Raw genomic sequence first — 19,149 nt, forward strand, 5'->3', positions numbered from 1 at the left:
CCGCTCAGCCGTAGTCACGTTCTCCGAAGATCGCCGATCCCACGCGCACATGCGTGGCGCCAAGGGCGATGGCGCGCTCGAAATCGCCGCTCATCCCCATCGACAGCCCGGTCAGCCCGTTGCGCGCCGCGATCTTGCCCAGAAGGGCGAAATGCAGGCTCGGCTCCTCGTCCACGGGCGGGATGCACATCAGCCCCTTGACCGGCAGGTCGAGGCGCCGGCACTCGGCCACGAAATCGTCGGTCTGGCCTGGCATGACACCGGCTTTCTGGTCTTCCTCGCCGGTATTGACCTGGATGAACAGGTCGGGGCAATGCCCCTCTTCCTGCGCCAACCGCGCCAGCGTCTTGGCCAGCTTGGGGCGGTCCAGCGAATGAATCGCCTGGAACAGGTCGAACGCCTGGCGCGCCTTGTTGGTCTGTAGCGGCCCGATCAGGTGCAACTCGACCCCATCGAACCGCTCGCGGAACCCCGGCCACTTGCCCGCGGCTTCCTGCACGCGGTTTTCGCCAAAGCACCGGTGCCCCTGCTCCAGCACAGCTTCGACACGGGCGTCGGGCTGAACCTTCGACACCGCGATCAGCGTCACGGAATCCTGCGCGCGCCCGGCTTCGTCGCAGGCCACCGCGATCCGTTCCTGAATATCGGTCAACGCCATTCTCGCATCCTCCTGCACTGGCCCGCGTCGCTTGCGCGGCCAACAAACACCTTTGACGCGCGCTTGAAAAGGGCCGCATCGCGCAATCGCGTTGATGCCGCGCGGGTGGCCGGTATAGTCGCGCAAGACCCCACGGCAAAGGTGAAGCCCATGGCGCCCAATCCCCGAACGCTTGCTGACAAGATCACGGCGCAGCTTGGCGCGGGCCAGTTCAAGGCCGCGTTCAAGACGGCCAGGGCCGCGACGAAACAGTTCCCGAAAGAGGCGTATTTCCAAAACCTTGCCGGGCTGGCGCAGGCCCGCATGGGTGATGAACGCACAGCGATCACCCATTTCCGACAGGCCCTGAAACTGGCGCCGGGCAACCGCGACGTGCAGAACAACCTCGTTCAGGCGCTGATAAGCACCGGGCAGAACAAACGCGCGTTGTCGCTGCTGGAAAAGCTGCGCGACAAACGGTCCGACACGGGCCATGTGCTGTTCCTTACCGGCATGGCACGGATGCGCGATGGCGATTACCCCGGCGCGCTGGCCGACCTGGACGCGGCGCTTGACCACGATCCGCGCCACGCGGCGGCGCTCAACCTGCGCGGTGTGGTACGGGTCGAGCTGCGCCAGGAGGCGCAGGCGCTGGACGATTACCGCGCCTCTATCGAGATCGAGCCGAACGCCCCCGACACGCTGTCGAATCTCAGCCTGCTGCTGGGCCGGATGGACCGGGTGGAAGAGGCATTCGCCGCCTCGGAAAAGGCGCTGGCGATCAACCCGCAGCATTTTCCGGCGCTCGAAGGCTATTCGATCCTGCTCAACCAGATGGGCCGCCGGGACGAGGCCATCGCCGCCTATGAGCGCATGCTCGCGCTGGCGCCGCACCACGCCGAATCGCTGTTCGAGCTGGCGCGCCTGCTGGGCCATGAGCACCACGACGACATCATGGCGCGCGTCGAGGCGGCGCTGGCAAAGGCGCGCAAGGGCGCGCCCGATATCGGCTTTCTCGCCTTCGCCAAGGCGCAGCTTCTGGAGCGCGCCGGGGATGTCGCGGCCTCGGACGACTGGTATCGCAAGGGCAACGAATCGTTTGCCCGCCTGCGCCCCTTTGCCGCCGAGCTTGCCATCGCCGAGCGCGACGAGGTTCTGGAACTGTTCCCGGACAATGCACCATTGCCGCAAGCACCGCTGTCCGACGGTCCGGTGCCGATCTTCATCCTCGGGCTGCCGCGCTCGGGCACCACGCTGACCGAACAGATGATCTCGGCGCACCCGGAGGTGTTCGGTACCGGCGAACTGGCGATGGCCGGCCGGCTGGCGCGGGCGCATATCGACAGTGGCGCGCCGTTCGATGCCGGCGCGGCCGAACGGTTCGCGCAGGCCTATCGCGCCGAGTTGCCGCAGATGCCCGCGGGCACGCGCGCATTTACCGACAAAATGCCGTCGAATTACCGCTTTGTCGGGATGCTGCTGGCGGCGTTTCCGAACTGCGTGATCCTGCACATGCGGCGCGACCCGCGCGACGTGGGCCTGTCGATGTGGCGCACCTATTTTTCCAGCCCGGCCATGGCTTTTACCTTCGACCAGGCGGCGATCGCGACGCAGATCAACCTTTACCGCGATTACATGGATCACTGGAAGGCGGGCTTCGGCGACCGAATCGTCGACGTGGACTATGCCGATCTGGTGACCAACCCCGAGGCCGCCAGCAAGCGCCTGGCACAGGTGTGCGGGCTGTCGTGGGTGCCCGAGATGGGACAGCCGGAACGCAACAGGCGCACCGTGCGCACCGCCAGCGCCCTGCAGGTGCGCGAGGGGGTGCATACGCGGTCTGTCGGGGGGTGGCGGGCGCATCGGGCGGCGATTGCCACGTTGCTGGACGGGATCGACCCGGCCCGCTGGCCCGACTTGGCGCCGGAATAAGACCGCCGGTGCGGTCGCCGATCACGCGCAGGGAATCGCGCAAAGGAAAAGGGCAGGCCGATTGGCCTGCCCTTCCTTGTATCGCTCAGGTTCTGACGGATCAGAACGAGAACTGCACACCAGCGTCGGCGCGGGTGCGGCTGCCGGCCAGCTCGGCCACACCGGCACGGATCGAGGCGCCACCGCCCAGATCGTGAACAACGCCGATACCCATGTTCTCATCGTTCGGGATCTCGTCGTGGTTGATGTAGCCCGAGATGGAGGTCGCGGCGCCAACGTCGAAGGAGCCGGCGATGCCGTACTTCAACGTGTCGCCACCCATCATGTTACCGTTGTCGGCAACCTGCAGGGTCAGGTTGGCGGGGCCGAAGGCGCCGCCCGCGGTCAGGGCCCACTCGGTGTCACCGACGATGTCGCTGTCCTGGAACGCGATCGCGGCGTTGTAGTCGCCGAAGCTGTAAGCCAGGTGCAGGCCGGTGCGATCCTGGGTGCCGTTCACGCCATAGCCGGTCTGCGACAGCGAGTGCGACAGGTGCGCGCTGAAATCGCCCATGGCGTACTTGATGTCGAAACCTTCACGGCCCTGAGCACCCGAGGTGTAGAAGTCAACGTTGTAGTTGGTCACGACGTTGGCATAGCCCAGGCCGGTCAGGCCGACCGAGCCGGCATAGATGCCGGGCATGAATTCGAAGGCGCCCTGCACGTGGCCCATCGAGACTTCCAGACCACCGGTCGACACCCAGAAACGCGGGTTGTTGAAGCCCGAGGTGCCGGCGTAGGTCGAACCGGCTTCGTTCGCCTGGTAGCGCACCTGCGCACCGAAGTTCAGCCCGTTGTCGGACTCGGTGGTGGCGGTGATGATCAGGCGGAAACGGCTTTCGATGCGGGTTTCGTCCGCAGGCGCGCGAGCTTCGTCATAGTCGACACCCCAACGAGCATAGCCGCCAAAGGATACGTCTGCAGCGGCCATCCCGGCGGAAGCGACCAGCGCAGTCGTTGCGAAGAGAATCTTTTTCATGGTTTTTCCCTCGGTTTTCATTCAAGCGCCCCAAACCGGAGGATCCAGATTGGGTATGGCTTTCGTTTCGCTCTTTTCAGGGGGCTTTGGCAAGCGCCGGCGCCGGTTGGGCAACAATGTGGCACAAGATGGTGCAGCTTTGCCACAGTTGCCGCCGGGCGGCGAGGGCGGGCACGCGCGCCGTAATACCCTTGCCCCTTGGCGGGCGGTTGGTTAGGACAGGACAGGACGACAGAACCCGGGCGGTGCCATGACCCTTTATCGCAAGACACGTTTCATCACGGCCGGTGCCTTGGCCCTGACGCTAGCCGCGTGTGGCGGCGGCAATGACGGCCAGATGATTCCCGGCGATATCGAGGCCTCCAACGAAGAGGCCATGAAGGCCAACCCGCGCATGGGCAACAGCGGCGAATCCAGCCTTTGGGATTTGCTGCGCAAGCAAAACCCCGACGTGACCGTGGCGGTCAACCGCTACCTGTGGAACGCGTCGCTGGATGTGCTGAACTTCCTGCCGGTGGAATCGGTCGATCCGTTCACCGGGGTGATCGTGTTCGGCTATGGCACCCCGCCGGGCGGCGGGCGCGCCTATCGCGGCACCGTTCTGATCAAGGATCCGGCGTTGGACGCGCGGTCGCTGGTGGTGTCGCTGCAAACGCGCGGCGGCCCTGTCGATGCGGCCACGCAGCGTGCCGTCGAGGATGCGATCCTGTCACGCGCCCGGCAACTGCGCATCGCCGCCCGAAAGCTCTGAGCCACGGCACCGCGGTAGGTCAGTCGCCCACCGTGCCGGGGCGCATGTCTGCCAGCCGCTCGATCCAGGCCAGTTGCGCGGGCAGGCACACCGTTTCAAGGTCGTAATGCGCCGTGACATGCGCGCGCGCCGCCCGGCCCAGGCCCGCGCGTGCGCCTGCGTCGTCGAGCAGCGCGCCGATCTCGGCCAGCAGCGCATCGCGGTCGAAGAAATCCACCAGCCGCCCGGTTTCGCCATGGGTGATCACCTCGCGCACCGGGGCGGTATCGCTGGCCACGATGGCGGCGCCGGTGCTCATCGCCTCAAGCAGCGACCAGCTTAGCACGAACGGATAGGTCAGGTAGACGTGCACGCGGCTGACCGCCAGCAGCGCGGCGAATCGTGCGTAGGGCAGCTTGCCCATGAAATGCACGCGCGCCCAGTCGGCATCGGGGATCCGGCCGCGCACTTCGTCGATGAAGGTCTGCTTCCACGTCCCGCCGCCCGGTGGGCGGCTGCCATAGCTGACACCGTCGCCGCCCACGATCATCACCTGCGCGTGCGGGCGCTCACGCAACAGCCGCGGCAGCGCGCGCATGAACACATGGTAGCCGCGATAGGGCTCCAGGTTGCGGTTGACGAAGGTGATCACCTCGTCGGCGCGCGTCACCTGGTCACCGCCGGGCAGGTCGAGCACCGCGTCCGGGTCGGGGCGCAGCAGGTCGGTGCGCACGCCGTCATGGATGACGCTGATCCGCCGGCGGAATTCGGGCGGGAAAGTATCGGCCTGGAAATGCGTCGGGCTGATCCCCGCGTCGCCCACCGACATGTGCAGATGGTTGTTGAGGTTCTTCAGGCGAATACGCAGCCTGTCCTTGGCGCCCAGCCTGGATGAGAATTCGGGGTCGAAGTCCAGGTGACCGTCATCGGAGCGATGGTAAAGTTCGTAATAAAGCCCGATCCGCGCGCCGGGCCAGACATCGCGCAGGAACATCGATTCGCCCCAACCGGGATGGGCGACGATGACATCGGGGGAAAAGCCCCGCTCGCGCAGCGTCACGGCGGCGTCGAAACAGGCCTCGCCGCGCACCAGCTTGGTGTCGAGGTCCACCAGCCACGGGTGCAGCTTTTGCGCATGCCGCTTGGGCAGGGAATAGGGCAGCACACGCACGCCGTTCCAGGTGGTGGGCTCGCTTACCCGCAGGGTCAGCGCCACGCAGCGATGCCCCTGTCGCGCCAGCTCTGGTGCCAGATGCTTGAACTGGCCGGGGAAGTTCTGGTGGATGAACAGGATGTCCATGGCGGCGCGCTCGCTTCGGTCCGGGGGTGGTGCCCCCTTATAGCGCCGGTACGCGCCCTGCACAGGGGGCGCATTTTTGCCCCCGCCCTCTGGACCAGCGCGCACAGCGCGCCTATCACCGCTGACAAACCATGCCCGCGCCCACCCCGCGCACAGCCAGAGAGGTCGCCAGCACATGTCGCGCTATTCAGCCGCCGAGATCGAAGCGAAATGGCAAAAAGCCTGGGACGAGGCCGGGATATTCCGCGCCACCCGCGACGAAAGCAGGCCCAAGTATTACGTGCTGGAGATGTTTCCCTACCCGTCGGGGCGCATCCATATGGGGCATGTGCGCAACTACACCATGGGCGACGTGGTGGCGCGCTACAAGCTGGCCACCGGGCATAACGTACTGCACCCGATGGGCTGGGACGCCTTCGGCATGCCGGCCGAGAACGCGGCGATGGCCTCGGGGGGGCATCCCAAGGACTGGACCTACGGAAATATCGCCGACATGCGCGCGCAGATGAAACCCTTGGGCCTGTCGATCGACTGGAGCCGAGAATTCGCCACCTGCGACCCGGAATACTATGGCCAACAGCAGGCCATGTTCCTCGATTTCATGGAAAAGGGCCTCGTTTACCGCAAGAACGCAGTGGTCAACTGGGATCCGGTCGACATGACCGTGCTGGCCAACGAACAGGTCGAGGACGGCAAGGGCTGGCGTTCGGGCGCCGAGGTCGAGCGGCGCGAGCTGACGCAGTGGTTTTTCCGCATCTCGGACTATTCCGGCGAGTTGCTGGATGCGCTCGACGGGCTGGATGACTGGCCGGCCAAGGTCAAGCTGATGCAGGCCAACTGGATCGGGCGCTCGCGCGGGCTGCAATTCGCCTTTGATCTGACCGGCGCGCCGGACGGCTTCGACAGCGTCGAGGTCTACACCACCCGGCCCGACACCCTGATGGGGGCAAGCTTTGTCGCCGTGTCGCCCGATCACCCGCTGGCCAAGCGGCTGGAGGCCGAGCGCCCCGACATCGCCGCCTTCTGCGCCGAGGCGCGGCGCGGCGCCACCAACGAGGAAGCGCTGGAAAAGGCCGAGAAGCTGGGCTTCGACACCGGGCTCAAGGCCCATCACCCGACCGACCCGGACTGGCAGTTGCCGGTCTACATCGCCAACTTCATCCTGATGGATTACGGCACCGGCGCGATCTACGGCGTGCCCGCCCACGACCAGCGCGACCACGATTTCGCGGTCAAATACGGCCTGCCGATAATCGACACGTTCCAGCCGCGCGACGGCGCGCATGATGTGCGCGAAAGCCCCTACATTCCGCTCAAGACCGAAACAGTGCGCTACACTCGCAAGGTCGCGGGCGAAGAGGTGCAAACCGGCGAAGCCGCCATCGACGCCGCCATAGCCCATTGCGAGGCGCACGGCATTGGCCGCGGCGTGACCAACTACCGCCTGCGCGACTGGGGCCTGTCGCGGCAGCGGTACTGGGGCTGCCCGATTCCGGTGGTGCATTGCCCCGATTGCGGCGTGGTTCCCGAACGCAAGAAAAACCTGCCCGTCGAGCTGCCCTATGACGAGGCCGGCAAGCCGATCGACTTCTCGGTGCCGGGCAACCCGCTCGACCGGCACCCGACATGGGCCGATTGCCCCTGCCCCGCCTGCGGCAAGCCCGCCCGGCGCGAAACCGACACCATGGATACCTTCGTCGATTCGTCGTGGTATTACGCGCGCTTCACCGCGCCGCGCGCCGAGACGCCCACCGACCTGGCCGAGGCCGAGTACTGGATGAACGTCGACCAGTATATCGGCGGCATCGAACACGCCATCCTGCACCTGCTGTATTCACGCTTCTTCGCCCGGGCGATGGTGGAAACCGGCCACCTGCCCGCCAAGGCGAAAGAGCCGTTCAACGCGCTGTTCACGCAAGGCATGGTGACGCACGAGATATACCAGACCCGCGACGCGCGCGGCCGCCCCGTATATCACCTGCCGGAGGACGTCGAAGGCGGCAAACTCAAGCAATCCGGCGAGCCGGTCGAGGTGATCCCCTCGGCCAAGATGTCCAAATCCAAGAAGAACGTCGTCGACCCGGTCAGCATCATAGGCCAGTACGGCGCCGATACCGCGCGGTGGTTCGTGCTGTCTGACAGCCCGCCGGAACGCGACGTCGAATGGACAGCCGCCGGCGCCGAGGCCGCGCACAAGCACCTCGCCCGCGTCTGGCGCATCGCGTCGGAAATTGCCGCCGCCCCCGGCGCGAAGGCCACCGACCCCGGCGCCGACGACGCGCTTTTGCGCGAGATGCACAAGACCATCCATGACGTGACCGGCGGGGTCGAATCGTTTGGCTTCAACGCCGCCATCGCGCGGCTTTACGCTTTCACCAACACGCTGGCGAAATCCACTGCGGGCGGCGATGCCAAGCGGCAGGCGGCGCGCACGCTGGCGCAACTGATGGCGCCGATGACACCGCACCTGGCCGAAGAACTGTGGACGCTGCTGGGCAACGAGGGGCTTGTCAGCACCGCCGCCTGGCCGGTGGCCGACGCGGCGATGCTGGTCGACGAGACGATCACCCTGCCCGTGCAGATCAACGGCAAGCGCCGTGGCGAAATCGAAGTGCCCCACGACATGGACAAGGCCGAGGTTGAAAAGATCGCGCTTTCGCTGGATGCTGTCGAAAAGGCGCTGAACGGCAGGGCGCCGAAGAAGGTGATCGTCGTGCCGGGGCGGATCGTGAATGTGGTGGTCTGATCGCAGAAACCTGTTGGCCGGAATGGGCGCCGCGCTGGCGTTGGCGCTGGCCGGGTGCGGCTTTGCCCCCGTCTACGGCCCGCAGGGCGCCGGCGACAGGCTGCAATCGGCGGTGCATGTGCAGGCGCCAGATAGCCGCGACGAACAGCTTCTCACTCGCCGGATCGAGGAACGACTGGGTCGCGGCAGCCGTTACCGGCTGCGCTACGACCTGGACATCACCGAGGAATCGCTGGCGATCGACGCCAACAATACCGCCAGCCGGATGAACCTTGTCGGCGCCGTGTCGTTCGCGCTCTATCCGGGTGGAGCCGTGGACGAGGATGCCGCGCCGCTGATCGAGGGGCGCACGACCGCCTTCACGGGATATTCCGCCACCGGTTCGACCGTGGCGACCCGCGCCGCCGAGCGTGATGCGCGCGTACGTCTCGCCACGATCCTGGCCGACCGGATGATCGTGCAACTCGTGGCCGCTGCGGGCGACCTGCCGGAATGAAACTGGCCCCCCGCGAGGCGAGCCGCTATTTCGCCCGGCCCGATCCGGCACGCGCGGGGTTGCTGATCTTCGGTGCCGACGCGATGCGCGTGGCGCTCAAACGCCAGGAGGTCATCGCCAACCTGATCGGTCCCGCCGGCGAGGAAGAAATGCGCCTGACGCGGCTACCCGCCGGCGATCTGCGGCGCGACAACGCGGCGCTGCTCGACGCGGTCAAGGCGCAGGGGTTCTTTCCCGGCCCGCGCGCTGTCTTCGTCGAGGACGCAACCGACGGGCTGGCCGAGGTGATCGGCGCGGCGCTGGCCGACTGGCACGACGGCGATGCGCAGATCATCGTCACCGCCGGGCAACTGCCGGCCAAGTCGAAGTTGCGCAAGCTGTTCGAGGGCCACGCCAACGCGCTGTCTGCCGCGATCTACGACGACCCGCCCTCGCGCGACGAGATCGAGGCCGAACTGGCCCGCGCCGGCCTGAGCGATATCGCGGCCGAGGCGATGACCGACCTCACCGCGTTGTCGCGCACGCTGGACCCGGGCGATTTTCGCCAGACGCTCACCAAGCTGGGCCTGTACAAGCTGGATGAGGACACGCCGCTGAGTTCGGCCGATGTCGCCGCCTGCGCGCCCGTCTCGGCCGAGGCGGACCTGGACGAGATCCTCAACATAGTGGCCGAGGGCCGCACGGCCGAGATCGGCCCGGTGATGCGCCGGCTAGAGGCGCAGGGCACCCAGCCGGTAAGCCTGTGCATCAACCTCGCGCGGCATTTCCGCACGCTTTACGCCGCCGCCTCCGACCCGGCTGGTGCGGCGCAGGGAATCGCGCGGATGCGTCCGCCCATATTCGGCCCCCGGCGCGACCGGATGCTGCGGCAGGCGCGCGGCTGGGGTGCGCCCCGGCTGGAACAGGCGCTGAGCCTGATCACCGACACCGATCTCAAGTTGCGCTCGGCGGCACAGCACGCGCCGGCGATGGCGCTGGTCGAACGGGCGCTGATTCGCCTGTCGATGATGGCGGGGCGGTAGGGTGGAAACGCGCGGCGTCACGCTGAATGGCGCGGTCCGCCCCGCTCAGCTAACCCGGATCACGTTCTTGTCGACGGCCAGCATGTAGCCCCGTCGCGCGATGTTGCGCACCAGCAATTCGCTGACCATCTGGTTGCCCAGCGTATCGCGCAGCCGCTTGATGCGGGTGGCGCCGGCGGCTTCGTCGCAATCGGCGGCGGTGCGGCCCGACACGATCGCCTCGATCTCGGACCCCGACAGGATATCGTCGTCAAGCCGCGCCTCGGCCAGCACCGAAAGCGTTTCCATCGCCGCGTCGGTCAACCGGAACCCCATGTTATTGAGGTAGACCATGTTTTCTTCGCGGCTCAGCGTCAGCGACGACACCTGTATCCCCGATTGCTCGATCTCTGCCATGCGACGGTTGAGCGTCACAAGCATCACCAACAGCACGAAGGTGGCCACCATCAGCGTGGTGGCAAAGACCAGCAGCACCAGGATCACCATGCGGTAGCCCGACAGCGTGTCGGAAAACGCGGTGCCCGATTGCGCGAGGATTTCCAGAAGCTTGATTTCGGCCTGCGTGGTCAGGTCGTCATTTTCCACGAAAAGCTGTTCGACCCGCGCGTTGAAGGCGTTGGCGTCGGGCAGGTTGCTCAGCAGCCAGACAGCCAGCACCGCCAGTATCAGCACGATGCCCGCGATACCGGCCGGCACCAGCCACGCCGGCGCGCGCCGGACCTCAGAACCGGAGATAGAACTTTCCCGCACTCGCCTTCCTCTCGCTCAGCCCAGACTCGTCAAAGACCGACAGCACGTTCAGCAGCGTCCAGCCGCTGCGCTGCAGACGGGTGGCTACCTCGCTGCGTGCAGCCGCCTTCGTGCAGCTATCGTTCAATTGCATGACACCGTAATGCAACTGTAGCGGCGCGTCGCGCTTGGCCTTGTAGTCAGCATAGCATTCCCCGGCCGCGGCGGGAAATCCCGCGAACAGGGTCAGCAAGAGGGCGGAGAGGGCGAGTGCGTTTTTCATGGGCATCACCATGGGCGGCGGCACGGCGATATTCAATATCCGCAAGCGCCCGTGCCCGCTGCTATCCGATAGCAAGCCGGCGTTATTGCCTGTCGGGAACCGATGCGAGCAGTCTCGGGGCATACCGATGCGGTGCCGCCGCCCCGCCCGAAAGCACGGCACGCCATCACGGCCACACCATGAAAGGAACCTGCCATGTCCCGCCCATTCATCGCCGCAGTCGTCACCGTGGCCCTCGCCCTCTCGGGTCTTTCGGCCAGCACCGCCCAGGCCGGCAACCGCGACGTCGTGCGCGCCCTGACCGGCATCGCCGCCGTCGCCATCATCGCCGGCGCGCTGAGCGAGAACAACAACCGCAAGTACAATCGCCGGGACGGTCACGTCTCGCGCGGCTACCACGGCCGCGCGCCCGTTGTCACACCGCGCCCCCTGCCGCGCCGGGTGCAACGTTACGGGCTGCCGCGCGATTGCATGATTCGCGCCCAAAGCCGCTATGGTCAACCGCGCCGTGTGTTCGGGGCACGTTGCCTGAACCGCGCCTTTCGTTTTACCGACAGCCTGCCGCGCGCCTGCGCCGTCCAGATCAGCGGCGCCTACCGGGGCGATCATCGCCAGACCGGCTATGACGGGCGCTGCCTGAGAAAGCACGGCTACCACCTGGCGCGTCGCTAAACGCCCCGCTGGCGACCGAGCGAAGGGTCGGGTCACGTCCCGGCCCTTTTTCGTTGCGCGCTGCGCCGATCAGGGCATATCCCGTGGGCATGAGCCAGCCGAACCTGTCCCTCGAACGCGCGGCACTACGGGCCGGCGCCACCCGCGTCACCGGGGTGGACGAGGTCGGGCGCGGGCCGCTGGCCGGGCCGGTGGTGGCGGCGGCGGTGGTGCTGGACCTGCGCAACATCCCCAAAGGGTTGAACGATTCCAAGAAACTCACTGCGCGCCGGCGCGAGGCGTTGACCGCCGCGTTGATGGACGCGGCCGAAGTCAGCATCGCCCATGCCAGCGTCGCGGAAATCGACCGCCTCAACATCCTGCGCGCCAGCCATCTTGCCATGACACGCGCCATCGCGGCGCTGCCCGGGCCGCCCGATCACGTTTTGATCGACGGCAACATGCTGCCCGAAGGGATCATCCCCGCGGCGCAATGCGTGGTGCGCGGCGACGCGCTGTCGCTGTCGATCGCGGCGGCTTCGATCGTGGCGAAAACGTGGCGCGATGCGCATATGCGGGATTTGGCGCAACAGTTTCCCGGCTATGGATGGGAAACCAATGCCGGCTATCCGTCGAAAAGCCACAGACAGGCGCTTCAAAATCTTGGTGTCACCCCACACCATAGACGATCGTTCAAGCCGGTGCACAATATCTTGTATCAAGAAAAATCAATAAGTCCCTGATTCAAAAAAGAAATTGACCGCGAATCAGGTTTGACTCATCTTTGTCTTCGTTCACAGAGCGCGACGCAACGCGCCGGTTCCAGAGGCAGAGATGACAATCAAGACCAAATCCCACGGCGCTGCGGCGCTCCCGCTTAACACCATACTGGCTGGCGACTGCATCGAGGTGATGAACGGTCTGCCGGCGGAATCCGTCGATCTGATCTTCGCCGATCCGCCCTACAACCTGCAACTGCGCGGCGATCTGCACCGCCCCGAGGGCAGCCGCGTCGATGCCTGCGACGATGCATGGGACCAGTTCGCATCGTTCGAGGCCTATGATCGGTTCACCGCCGAATGGCTGGCGGCCGCACGGCGCCTGCTCAAGCCCACCGGCGCGATCTGGGTGATCGGCAGCTATCACAACATTTTCCGCGTCGGGGCGACGCTGCAGAACGAAGGCTTCTGGATTCTCAACGACGTGGTCTGGCGCAAGACCAACCCGATGCCCAATTTCCGCGGCAAGCGGTTCACCAACGCGCACGAGACGATGATCTGGGCCAGCAAATCGCAGGGGGCGAAATACACCTTCAACTACGAGGCGCTGAAATCGCTCAACGACGGTATCCAGATGCGCAGCGACTGGGTGCTGCCGATCTGCTCGGGGCACGAGCGCCTGAAAGACGACGACGGCAACAAGGCCCACCCCACGCAAAAACCCGAAGGTCTGCTGCACCGGGTGCTGGTCGGCGCGACCAATCCCGGCGACGTGGTGCTGGACCCGTTCTTCGGCACCGGCACCACCGGCGCCGTGGCCAAGATGCTGGGCCGTGACTATATCGGCATCGAACGCGACCCCGGGTACCGCGCGGCGGCCGAGAAACGCATCCACGCGGTGCGCCGCTACGACCGCGAGGCGCTGCGGGTAAGCGCATCGAAGCGGGCAGAGCCGCGCGTGCCCTTCGGACAGTTGATCGAACGCGGCATGCTGCGCCCCGGCGAAGTGCTGACCTCGGTCAACGGCAAGGCCGCCGCCAAGGTGCGCGCCGACGGCACGCTGGTGGCCGATGGCGTTAACGGGTCGATCCACCAGGTCGGCGCGGCGCTGGAAGGCGCGCCCAGTTGCAACGGCTGGACCTACTGGTGCTTCAAGCGCGACGGCAAGACCGTGCCGATCGACCTTCTGCGCCAGCAGATACGCGCCGAAACATCGGCCTGAACCGCCACAACGCTGCCATCGGTTCCCGTTGCCTGACATCGCGGGCGCCGCACCTGCCCCGCCTCCTCGGCGGGGCATTTTTCTTGCGCTTTCAGTTGAACGGGCGAGGCGCCAGGCCCTCGCGCTCCCGGGATATTTCCGAAGAGTGGAAAGGGCCGGGGCAAGTGCCTGCGGGCTGGGGGCTGTTTCGCGCAGGCATGTGCGATCAGCGCGGCGGCGGGGTCAGCATCCTGTTGTAGGGGCGCCAGTCGGTAATCTCGGGGTAATACATCTCGCGCCAGCGATGCACGCGGGGGTTCATCACCTGCCGCCACTTGCGCGGCCACAGCGCCACCAGCGTCATCAGCGGGTAGCCGTGCGGCAATTGCGGCGCCTGCGCGTCGGTGTAGGTCTGCAACAGGGGGTAACGCCGGCTGGGCTTGTAATGGTGGTCGGAATGGCGTTGCAGGTTGATCAGCAGCCAGTTGGTCGCCTTGTGGGCGGCGTTCCAGCTATGATGCGGCTGAACGTGTTCGTACTTGCCATCGCCCAGGTGCTTGCGCGTCAGGGCGTAATGTTCGACGTAGTTGGTGAGTTCGAGCTGCCATACGGCGCTGAGCGCCTGCAACACGAACAGCCCCAGGCCAAGCCAGCCGCCCAGCCCCGCCGCCAGCGCCAGCGCCAGCGCTTGCAACGCCCAGTAACGCCAGAACGGGTTGCGCCGGTCGGTCCAGGGCAGATCCTTTTTCGCCAGCCTTTCCCTCTCCGCCCGGAATGCAGATTCGAGCCCCTCGCGAAGGACACGGGCAAAGAAGCGGTGGAAATTCTCGTTGTAGCGCGCCGTTACCGTGTCGCGCGGCGTGCCGACGTGGGGGTGGTGGACCAGCAGGTGCTCGGTGCGGAAATGCGAATACAGCACCATCGCCAGCAGGATATCACCCAGCCAGCGTTCCAGCTTGTTGCGCTGATGCAAAAGCTCGTGCGCATAGACGATGCCCACGGTGCCGCTGATTACGCCGATGCTGGCGAACAGTACGACCAGTTCCAGCGCGTTCAGGTGGCCTGTGGCGGTGACGTACCAGATGATGCCGTACAGCGTGATGAACTGCACCGGCACCCAGGCCATGACGCCCAGCCGGTACCACAGCAGGGCGTCGTCGTCGGTCTCGGTGTCGGGGTTTTCCAGGTTCAGGCCCAGCACCTGGTCGAGCCCGGTGAACACCCACCAGGCCGTCAGCGGCAACAGAATCACCGTCCAGCCGCCGTAAACCGCGCCGATCCATGCCATCGGGATCAGCAGGTAGCTGGTCCAGAACGGCAGGGCACGGTGCAGGCGGGCGATGTCGGCGGGGGCATTCATGGCTGGTTGTCTCCGGGTCGCGACGGCGGCGCGTTCGGCTCTGCCAAGCTGCTTCGCGCCAGATCAAACACCTTGCGCATCACCGTCGGCAGGTCGGCGGGGCGAAACGCCTCTGGCGGAATAAAGACACCCGCGCCGGGGTCCGCGTCAAGCGGCAGTTGGGCGACATATATCCGCAGCCGCAGGTGGAAATGGGTAAAGGTATGGCGCGCCTCGCCCGCCACCGGCTGCCACTCCGCCGCCAGCGGCGGTGCCTCGGGCGGTGGCGCCTCGGTCCAGCCCGATCCGGGCCAGCCCAGCATTCCGCCCAGCAAGCCGTGGTCGGGGCGACGCTCCAACAGCCACGCCCCGTCGCGGCGGCGCCCGACATAGGCATGACCAAGGCGCAGGGGCTTGGGTTTCTTCGGCGTTTTCCGGGGTAACTCGGCCGCTGTTCCCGCCGCTCGCGCGGCGCACGCCCTTCGCCATGGGCAAATGCCGCAGGCGGGGTTTCTGGGGGTACAGACCGTTGCGCCCAGGTCCATCACCGCCTGCGCGTAATCGCCGGGGCGGTCATCCGGGGTCAGCGTGGCGGCCATGTCGCCGAGTGCGCGCTTGGCGCCGGGCAGAGGCGCGCGGTGGTCGTGCAGGCGCGCCATCACCCGTTCGACATTGCCATCGACCACCGCCTCGGGCCGGTCGAAGGCGATGGCGGCGATGGCGGCGGCGGTATAGGGGCCGATCCCCGGCAGCGCGAGCAACCCCGCGCGGGTGTCGGGGAACCGCCCGCCATGGTCAGCCACCACGGCGCGCGCGCATTTCAGAAGGTTGCGCGCCCGCGCGTAGTACCCCAGCCCCGCCCATTCGGCCATGACGTCGGCGTCTTTGGCCGCGGCCAGCGCCGTCACATCCGGCCAGCGCGCCATGAAACGGTGGTAATACCCCGCCACCGCGGCCACGGTGGTTTGCTGCAACATGACCTCGGACAGCCAGACGGCGTAAGGGTCGGGGCGGGCGCCGCCTGTGCGTGCCGCCGGGCCGACCCGCCAGGGCAGGTCGCGCGCATGGGCGTCGTACCACGCCAGCAGGTCGCCTGCGCGCGGGGCGTGGGCGGCTGCATCACGCAAATTTTATGCCTCCTGCACGATGATATTGAATGGCACCCGTTTCCATGCCCACTAGAATAGGGCAAAAGGACAGGATGCAAGCCATGACCGCCCCGCGAAAGACGCACGGCTTCAAACGCACATCGGCCCTGTTGCAGGGTCAGATCCGCCGGGTCGGCGAATCGCGCGGGTTCGCGGTGACGCGGCTGTTGACCCATTGGCCCGAGATCGCCGGGCCCGAGATCGCCGCCATCGCGCGCCCGGTCGAGGTGAAATACGGCCGTGAGGGGTTCGGCGCGACGCTGACCGTGCTGACCACCGGCGCGCAAGCGCCGATGCTGGAGATGCAGAAGGAAAAGTTGCGCGAGCGCGTCAATGCCGTCTACGGCTACAATGCCATCTCGCGCGTGCGTATCACCCAGACCGCCCCGAGCGGGTTCCACGAGGGGCGCGCCAGCTTCGATCATGCGCCGCGCCGGGCGGGCCATGCCACGCCGCCCCACGACCCGCAGACCGCTGCCCGTGCCGCGACACTGGCCGGCGATGTCGGCGACGACAACCTGCGCCAGGCGCTTGAAACCCTGGCGCGGAACGTCCTATCCAGAGACAACTGATGAGAAAGGGTTTCACATGAACCGCAGAACCGCACTGATCGCACTATGCGCCGGCGTCCTGACGATGGGCGGCTGGTGGGCGCTCCAGCAACGCAATGCCGTGCAACTGCCCCCCATCGGCGCCGCCAGCGCACAGGATGCGGCGGCCGAGGTGGATACCTCCAGCATCGAGGAAATGACCCTGGGCGATGCCGACGCGCCCGTCACCTTGGTGGAATACGCGTCGTTCACCTGTCCGCACTGCGCCAATTTCCACGACAGCCAGTTCAAGAAGCTCAAGACCGATTACATCGACACGGGCAAGGTGCACTTCATCTACCGCGACGTCTATTTCGACCGGCTCGGGCTTTGGGCGGCGCTTGTCGCGCGCTGCGACCCCGAGCGGTTCTTCGGCGTCTCGGATCTGCTTTACAGTCAGCAGCGCGACTGGATCGGCGAGGGTGACCCGAATGCCGTGGTCGAGAACCTGCGCCGCATCGGGCGTGTCGCAGGGCTGGACGAGGAGGGGCTGAACACCTGCCTGGCTGACAACGACAAGGCGCGCACGCTGGTGGCGTGGTACCAGCAGAACGCCGAGGCCGACGAGATCAATTCGACCCCCAGCCTGATGATCGACGGGCAGAAATACTCCAACATGCCCTATGACGAGTTGAGCGCCCTCATTGACAAGAAGCTGGCCGCTGAATGACAGATGCTCCGCTTGCCGGCCTGAAGGTCGTCGAACTGGCGCGCATCCTGGCCGGCCCGTGGGCCGGTCAAACGCTGGCCGATCTGGGCGCCGAGGTGATCAAGGTCGAAAGCTCCGCCGGCGACGACACGCGCCAGTGGGGACCGCCCTTCATCGAACGCGACGGCGACCGCACCGCCGCCTATTTCCATTCCTGCAACCGCGGCAAGGCCAGTGTCACGGCCGATTTCCGCACCCCCGAGGGGCAGGCGCAGGTGCGCGACCTGGTCGCCGACGCCGATATCCTGATCGAGAATTTCAAGGTCGGCGGGCTGGCGAAATTCGGGCTCGACTATGACAGCCTGAGTGCGCTCAACCCGGGGCTGATCTATTGCTCGATCACCGGGTTCGGGCAGGACGGGCCCTATGCCCATCGGGCAGGATATGACTATATCATCCAGGGCATGTCGGGGTTCATGTCGATCACCGGCGACCCCGACGGCCAGCCGCAGCGCGCCGGCGTGGCGATCACCGATCTGTTCACCGGGCTCTATTCGGTGGCCGGTATCCTCGCGGCGTTGCATCAGCGCGCGCGTACCGGGCGCGGGCAACATATCGACATGGCGCTCATGGATTGCGCCGTGGCGGCGATGGCAAACCAGTCGCTGAATTACCTCGCCACCGGCACGCCGCCGGGGAGAACCGGCAATTACCACCCCAACCTGACGCCCTACCAGGTGTTCGACTGCGCCGATGGCTACATCATAATCGCCACCGGCAACGACGCGCAATATCGGCGGCTATGCGGGCTTCTGGGGCTCGATCCGATGGCCGAGGACGCGAAGTTCGCCACCAATGCCGACCGGGTTGCCAACCGCCCCGAGATGATCGCCGGGCTGATGGCCGAAACCCGCAAATGGACGAAAGCCGACCTATTGCAGGGCTGCGAAGCCCATGGCATCCCCGCCGGTCCGATCAACGACATGGCCGAGGTCTTTGCCGACCCGCAGGTGCAGGCCCGCGGCATGCGGATCGACCTTGACGGCGTGCCGGGTGTGCGCGCGCCGTTCCGGTTCTCGGGCGCGGGGCTGGCGCTGCCCCGCCCGGCACCGAAGCTGGGCGAGGACAACGACGCCTGAACGATTCCGACCCGACCGGTGCGCGGTTTGCCGCCGATCAAGGCAAGGTTTCACCTTGGGTCGGGGCGGGTGCCGCTGTATAAGAGGGCCGATCCTGGAATTGAACAAGGGGCTTCCGGCATGAGCATCGAAAGAAAATCCATTCTGCTGCTGGCGGGCGCATCGCTGCTGACCGCCACCGCCTGCACCGACCCGGCCGATCCGTATTCCGGCCAACCCGGGGACAAGACCCAGCAGGGCGCTTTCCTGGGCGGGTTGCTGGGCGCGGCCACCGGCGCACTGGCCAGCGACAACAAGACTAAGGGCGCCATCGTCGGCGGGGCCATCGGCGCGGGTGTCGGTGCCGGCATCGGCTACAACCTCGACAAGCAGGAGGCCGAGTTGCGCGACGACCTGGGTCGCGAGGCCACGGTGCGCAACACCGGTGATCGGCTGATCGTGACGATGCCGCAGGACATCCTGTTCGCCACCGACAGCGCCACGCTGCGCCCCGACCTGCGCGCCGATTTGCGTACCGTCGCGCGCAGCCTGAACGACTATCCGCAGTCGCGCGTGCAGGTATTGGGCCATACCGACAACACCGGCAGCGCGGAATACAACCTCGACCTGTCGCAGCGCCGCGCCGGGGCCGTCGCGGGGCAGTTGATTTCTTACGGGGTGGACGGAGGGCGCATCCGCACCATCGGGTTGGGTGAGGATCAGCCGATCGCCACCAACCTGACGGCGCAAGGCCGCGCGCAGAACCGGCGCGTCGAGATCGTGATCCTGCCGCAGTCACAGTGACGCGTTGTGATCCGGTGGTGCGCCCGCGACGCGGGCG

19 protein-coding genes are annotated in these 19,149 nt (G+C 66.5%); 12 read left to right on the forward strand and 7 right to left on the reverse strand.

Annotated elements, in window-relative coordinates; all coding sequences use genetic code 11:
* Positions 1-4 precede the first annotated feature (4 nt).
* A complete protein-coding gene (locus Q0L89_RS04055) occupies positions 5-658 on the reverse strand; it encodes a YggS family pyridoxal phosphate-dependent enzyme (protein WP_296762743.1) in 654 nt (217 codons plus the stop codon).
* A 150-nt stretch (positions 659-808) separates the two neighbouring features.
* Here Q0L89_RS04055 and Q0L89_RS04060 point away from each other — a divergent pair, with 150 nt between their 5' ends.
* Positions 809-2,569, forward strand: a complete 1,761-nt coding sequence (locus Q0L89_RS04060) for a tetratricopeptide repeat-containing sulfotransferase family protein (RefSeq protein WP_296762744.1) — start codon at positions 809-811, stop codon at positions 2,567-2,569.
* A gap of 100 nt (positions 2,570-2,669) precedes the next feature.
* Here the strand turns inward: Q0L89_RS04060 and Q0L89_RS04065 are convergent, their stop codons facing one another.
* Positions 2,670-3,587, reverse strand: coding sequence for a porin (locus tag Q0L89_RS04065; protein ID WP_296762745.1), 918 nt, complete (start codon positions 3,585-3,587; stop codon positions 2,670-2,672).
* A gap of 250 nt (positions 3,588-3,837) precedes the next feature.
* Here Q0L89_RS04065 and Q0L89_RS04070 point away from each other — a divergent pair, with 250 nt between their 5' ends.
* Complete coding sequence (locus Q0L89_RS04070; RefSeq protein WP_296762746.1) at positions 3,838-4,338, forward strand: DUF3576 domain-containing protein; 501 nt, start codon at positions 3,838-3,840, stop codon at positions 4,336-4,338.
* Positions 4,339-4,357: 19 nt separating this feature from the next.
* Here Q0L89_RS04070 and Q0L89_RS04075 read toward each other — a convergent pair whose 3' ends face one another.
* Positions 4,358-5,617: a glycosyltransferase gene (locus tag Q0L89_RS04075; protein WP_296762747.1), complete on the reverse strand. Its 1,260-nt coding sequence runs from the start codon at positions 5,615-5,617 to the stop codon at positions 4,358-4,360.
* Between the two features lie 175 nt (positions 5,618-5,792).
* Here Q0L89_RS04075 and leuS point away from each other — a divergent pair, with 175 nt between their 5' ends.
* The 3 genes from leuS to holA are packed head-to-tail and all read left to right on the forward strand — an operon-like array spanning position 5,793 to position 9,881.
* A complete protein-coding gene (gene leuS / locus Q0L89_RS04080) occupies positions 5,793-8,363 on the forward strand; it encodes a leucine--tRNA ligase (RefSeq protein WP_296762749.1) in 2,571 nt (856 codons plus the stop codon).
* Entirely contained in the window at positions 8,350-8,859 is a 510-nt protein-coding gene (gene lptE, locus Q0L89_RS04085; RefSeq protein WP_296762751.1) for an LPS assembly lipoprotein LptE, read from the forward strand. Before leuS ends, lptE begins: the two co-directional genes overlap by 14 nt.
* Positions 8,856-9,881: a DNA polymerase III subunit delta gene (gene holA, locus Q0L89_RS04090; RefSeq protein WP_296762753.1), complete on the forward strand. Its 1,026-nt coding sequence runs from the start codon at positions 8,856-8,858 to the stop codon at positions 9,879-9,881. The genes lptE and holA overlap by 4 nt, the downstream gene beginning before the upstream one ends.
* Positions 9,882-9,926: 45 nt before the next feature.
* On the opposite strand, the gene Q0L89_RS04095 is transcribed toward holA, so the two are convergent.
* Together Q0L89_RS04095 and Q0L89_RS04100 are read right to left on the reverse strand one after the other, a co-directional pair.
* On the reverse strand, positions 9,927-10,631 hold the full coding sequence (locus Q0L89_RS04095; RefSeq protein ID WP_296762755.1) for a hypothetical protein: 705 nt from the start codon (positions 10,629-10,631) through the stop codon (positions 9,927-9,929).
* Positions 10,603-10,893 carry a hypothetical protein gene (locus tag Q0L89_RS04100; protein ID WP_296762756.1) on the reverse strand — a complete coding sequence of 97 codons (291 nt, stop codon included), beginning with the start codon at positions 10,891-10,893 and terminating at the stop codon, positions 10,603-10,605. Before Q0L89_RS04100 ends, Q0L89_RS04095 begins: the two co-directional genes overlap by 29 nt.
* 195 nt (positions 10,894-11,088) lie before the next feature.
* On the opposite strand from Q0L89_RS04100, the gene Q0L89_RS04105 reads away from it, so the two are divergent.
* The 3 genes from Q0L89_RS04105 to Q0L89_RS04115 all read left to right on the forward strand — a co-directional run bounded on the left by Q0L89_RS04105 (position 11,089) and on the right by Q0L89_RS04115 (position 13,485).
* The gene (locus Q0L89_RS04105) at positions 11,089-11,565 is read left to right on the forward strand and encodes a hypothetical protein (RefSeq protein ID WP_296762758.1); all 477 of its coding nucleotides are present in this window, start codon (positions 11,089-11,091) and stop codon (positions 11,563-11,565) included.
* An 89-nt stretch (positions 11,566-11,654) separates the two neighbouring features.
* Positions 11,655-12,287 (forward strand): ribonuclease HII, encoded by a 633-nt coding sequence (locus Q0L89_RS04110; protein WP_296762760.1) that lies wholly within the window; start codon positions 11,655-11,657, stop codon positions 12,285-12,287.
* Between the two features lie 91 nt (positions 12,288-12,378).
* A complete protein-coding gene (locus tag Q0L89_RS04115; RefSeq protein ID WP_296762761.1) occupies positions 12,379-13,485 on the forward strand; it encodes a site-specific DNA-methyltransferase in 1,107 nt (368 codons plus the stop codon).
* A gap of 205 nt (positions 13,486-13,690) precedes the next feature.
* On the opposite strand, the gene Q0L89_RS04120 is transcribed toward Q0L89_RS04115, so the two are convergent.
* Positions 13,691-14,824, reverse strand: coding sequence for an alkane 1-monooxygenase (locus Q0L89_RS04120; protein ID WP_296762763.1), 1,134 nt, complete (start codon positions 14,822-14,824; stop codon positions 13,691-13,693).
* A complete protein-coding gene (gene mutY / locus Q0L89_RS04125) occupies positions 14,821-15,930 on the reverse strand; it encodes an A/G-specific adenine glycosylase (RefSeq protein ID WP_296762765.1) in 1,110 nt (369 codons plus the stop codon). The genes Q0L89_RS04120 and mutY overlap by 4 nt, the downstream gene beginning before the upstream one ends.
* Before the next feature lie 83 nt (positions 15,931-16,013).
* Between mutY and Q0L89_RS04130 the strand changes: the two genes are divergently transcribed.
* The 4 genes from Q0L89_RS04130 (at position 16,014) to Q0L89_RS04145 (ending at position 19,112) form a co-directional block, all read left to right on the forward strand.
* Positions 16,014-16,523, forward strand: coding sequence for a DciA family protein (locus Q0L89_RS04130; protein ID WP_296762767.1), 510 nt, complete (start codon positions 16,014-16,016; stop codon positions 16,521-16,523).
* A gap of 16 nt (positions 16,524-16,539) precedes the next feature.
* Entirely contained in the window at positions 16,540-17,211 is a 672-nt protein-coding gene (locus Q0L89_RS04135; RefSeq protein ID WP_296762768.1) for a DsbA family protein, read from the forward strand.
* Positions 17,208-18,329: a CaiB/BaiF CoA-transferase family protein gene (locus Q0L89_RS04140; protein WP_296762770.1), complete on the forward strand. Its 1,122-nt coding sequence runs from the start codon at positions 17,208-17,210 to the stop codon at positions 18,327-18,329. Before Q0L89_RS04135 ends, Q0L89_RS04140 begins: the two co-directional genes overlap by 4 nt.
* Positions 18,330-18,449: 120 nt before the next feature.
* Positions 18,450-19,112 (forward strand): OmpA family protein, encoded by a 663-nt coding sequence (locus Q0L89_RS04145; RefSeq protein ID WP_296762772.1) that lies wholly within the window; start codon positions 18,450-18,452, stop codon positions 19,110-19,112.
* Positions 19,113-19,149 lie beyond the last annotated feature (37 nt).

It is taken from the genome of Sediminimonas sp. (genome assembly GCF_024637375.1).
Lineage (GTDB): Bacteria > Pseudomonadota > Alphaproteobacteria > Rhodobacterales > Rhodobacteraceae > Sediminimonas.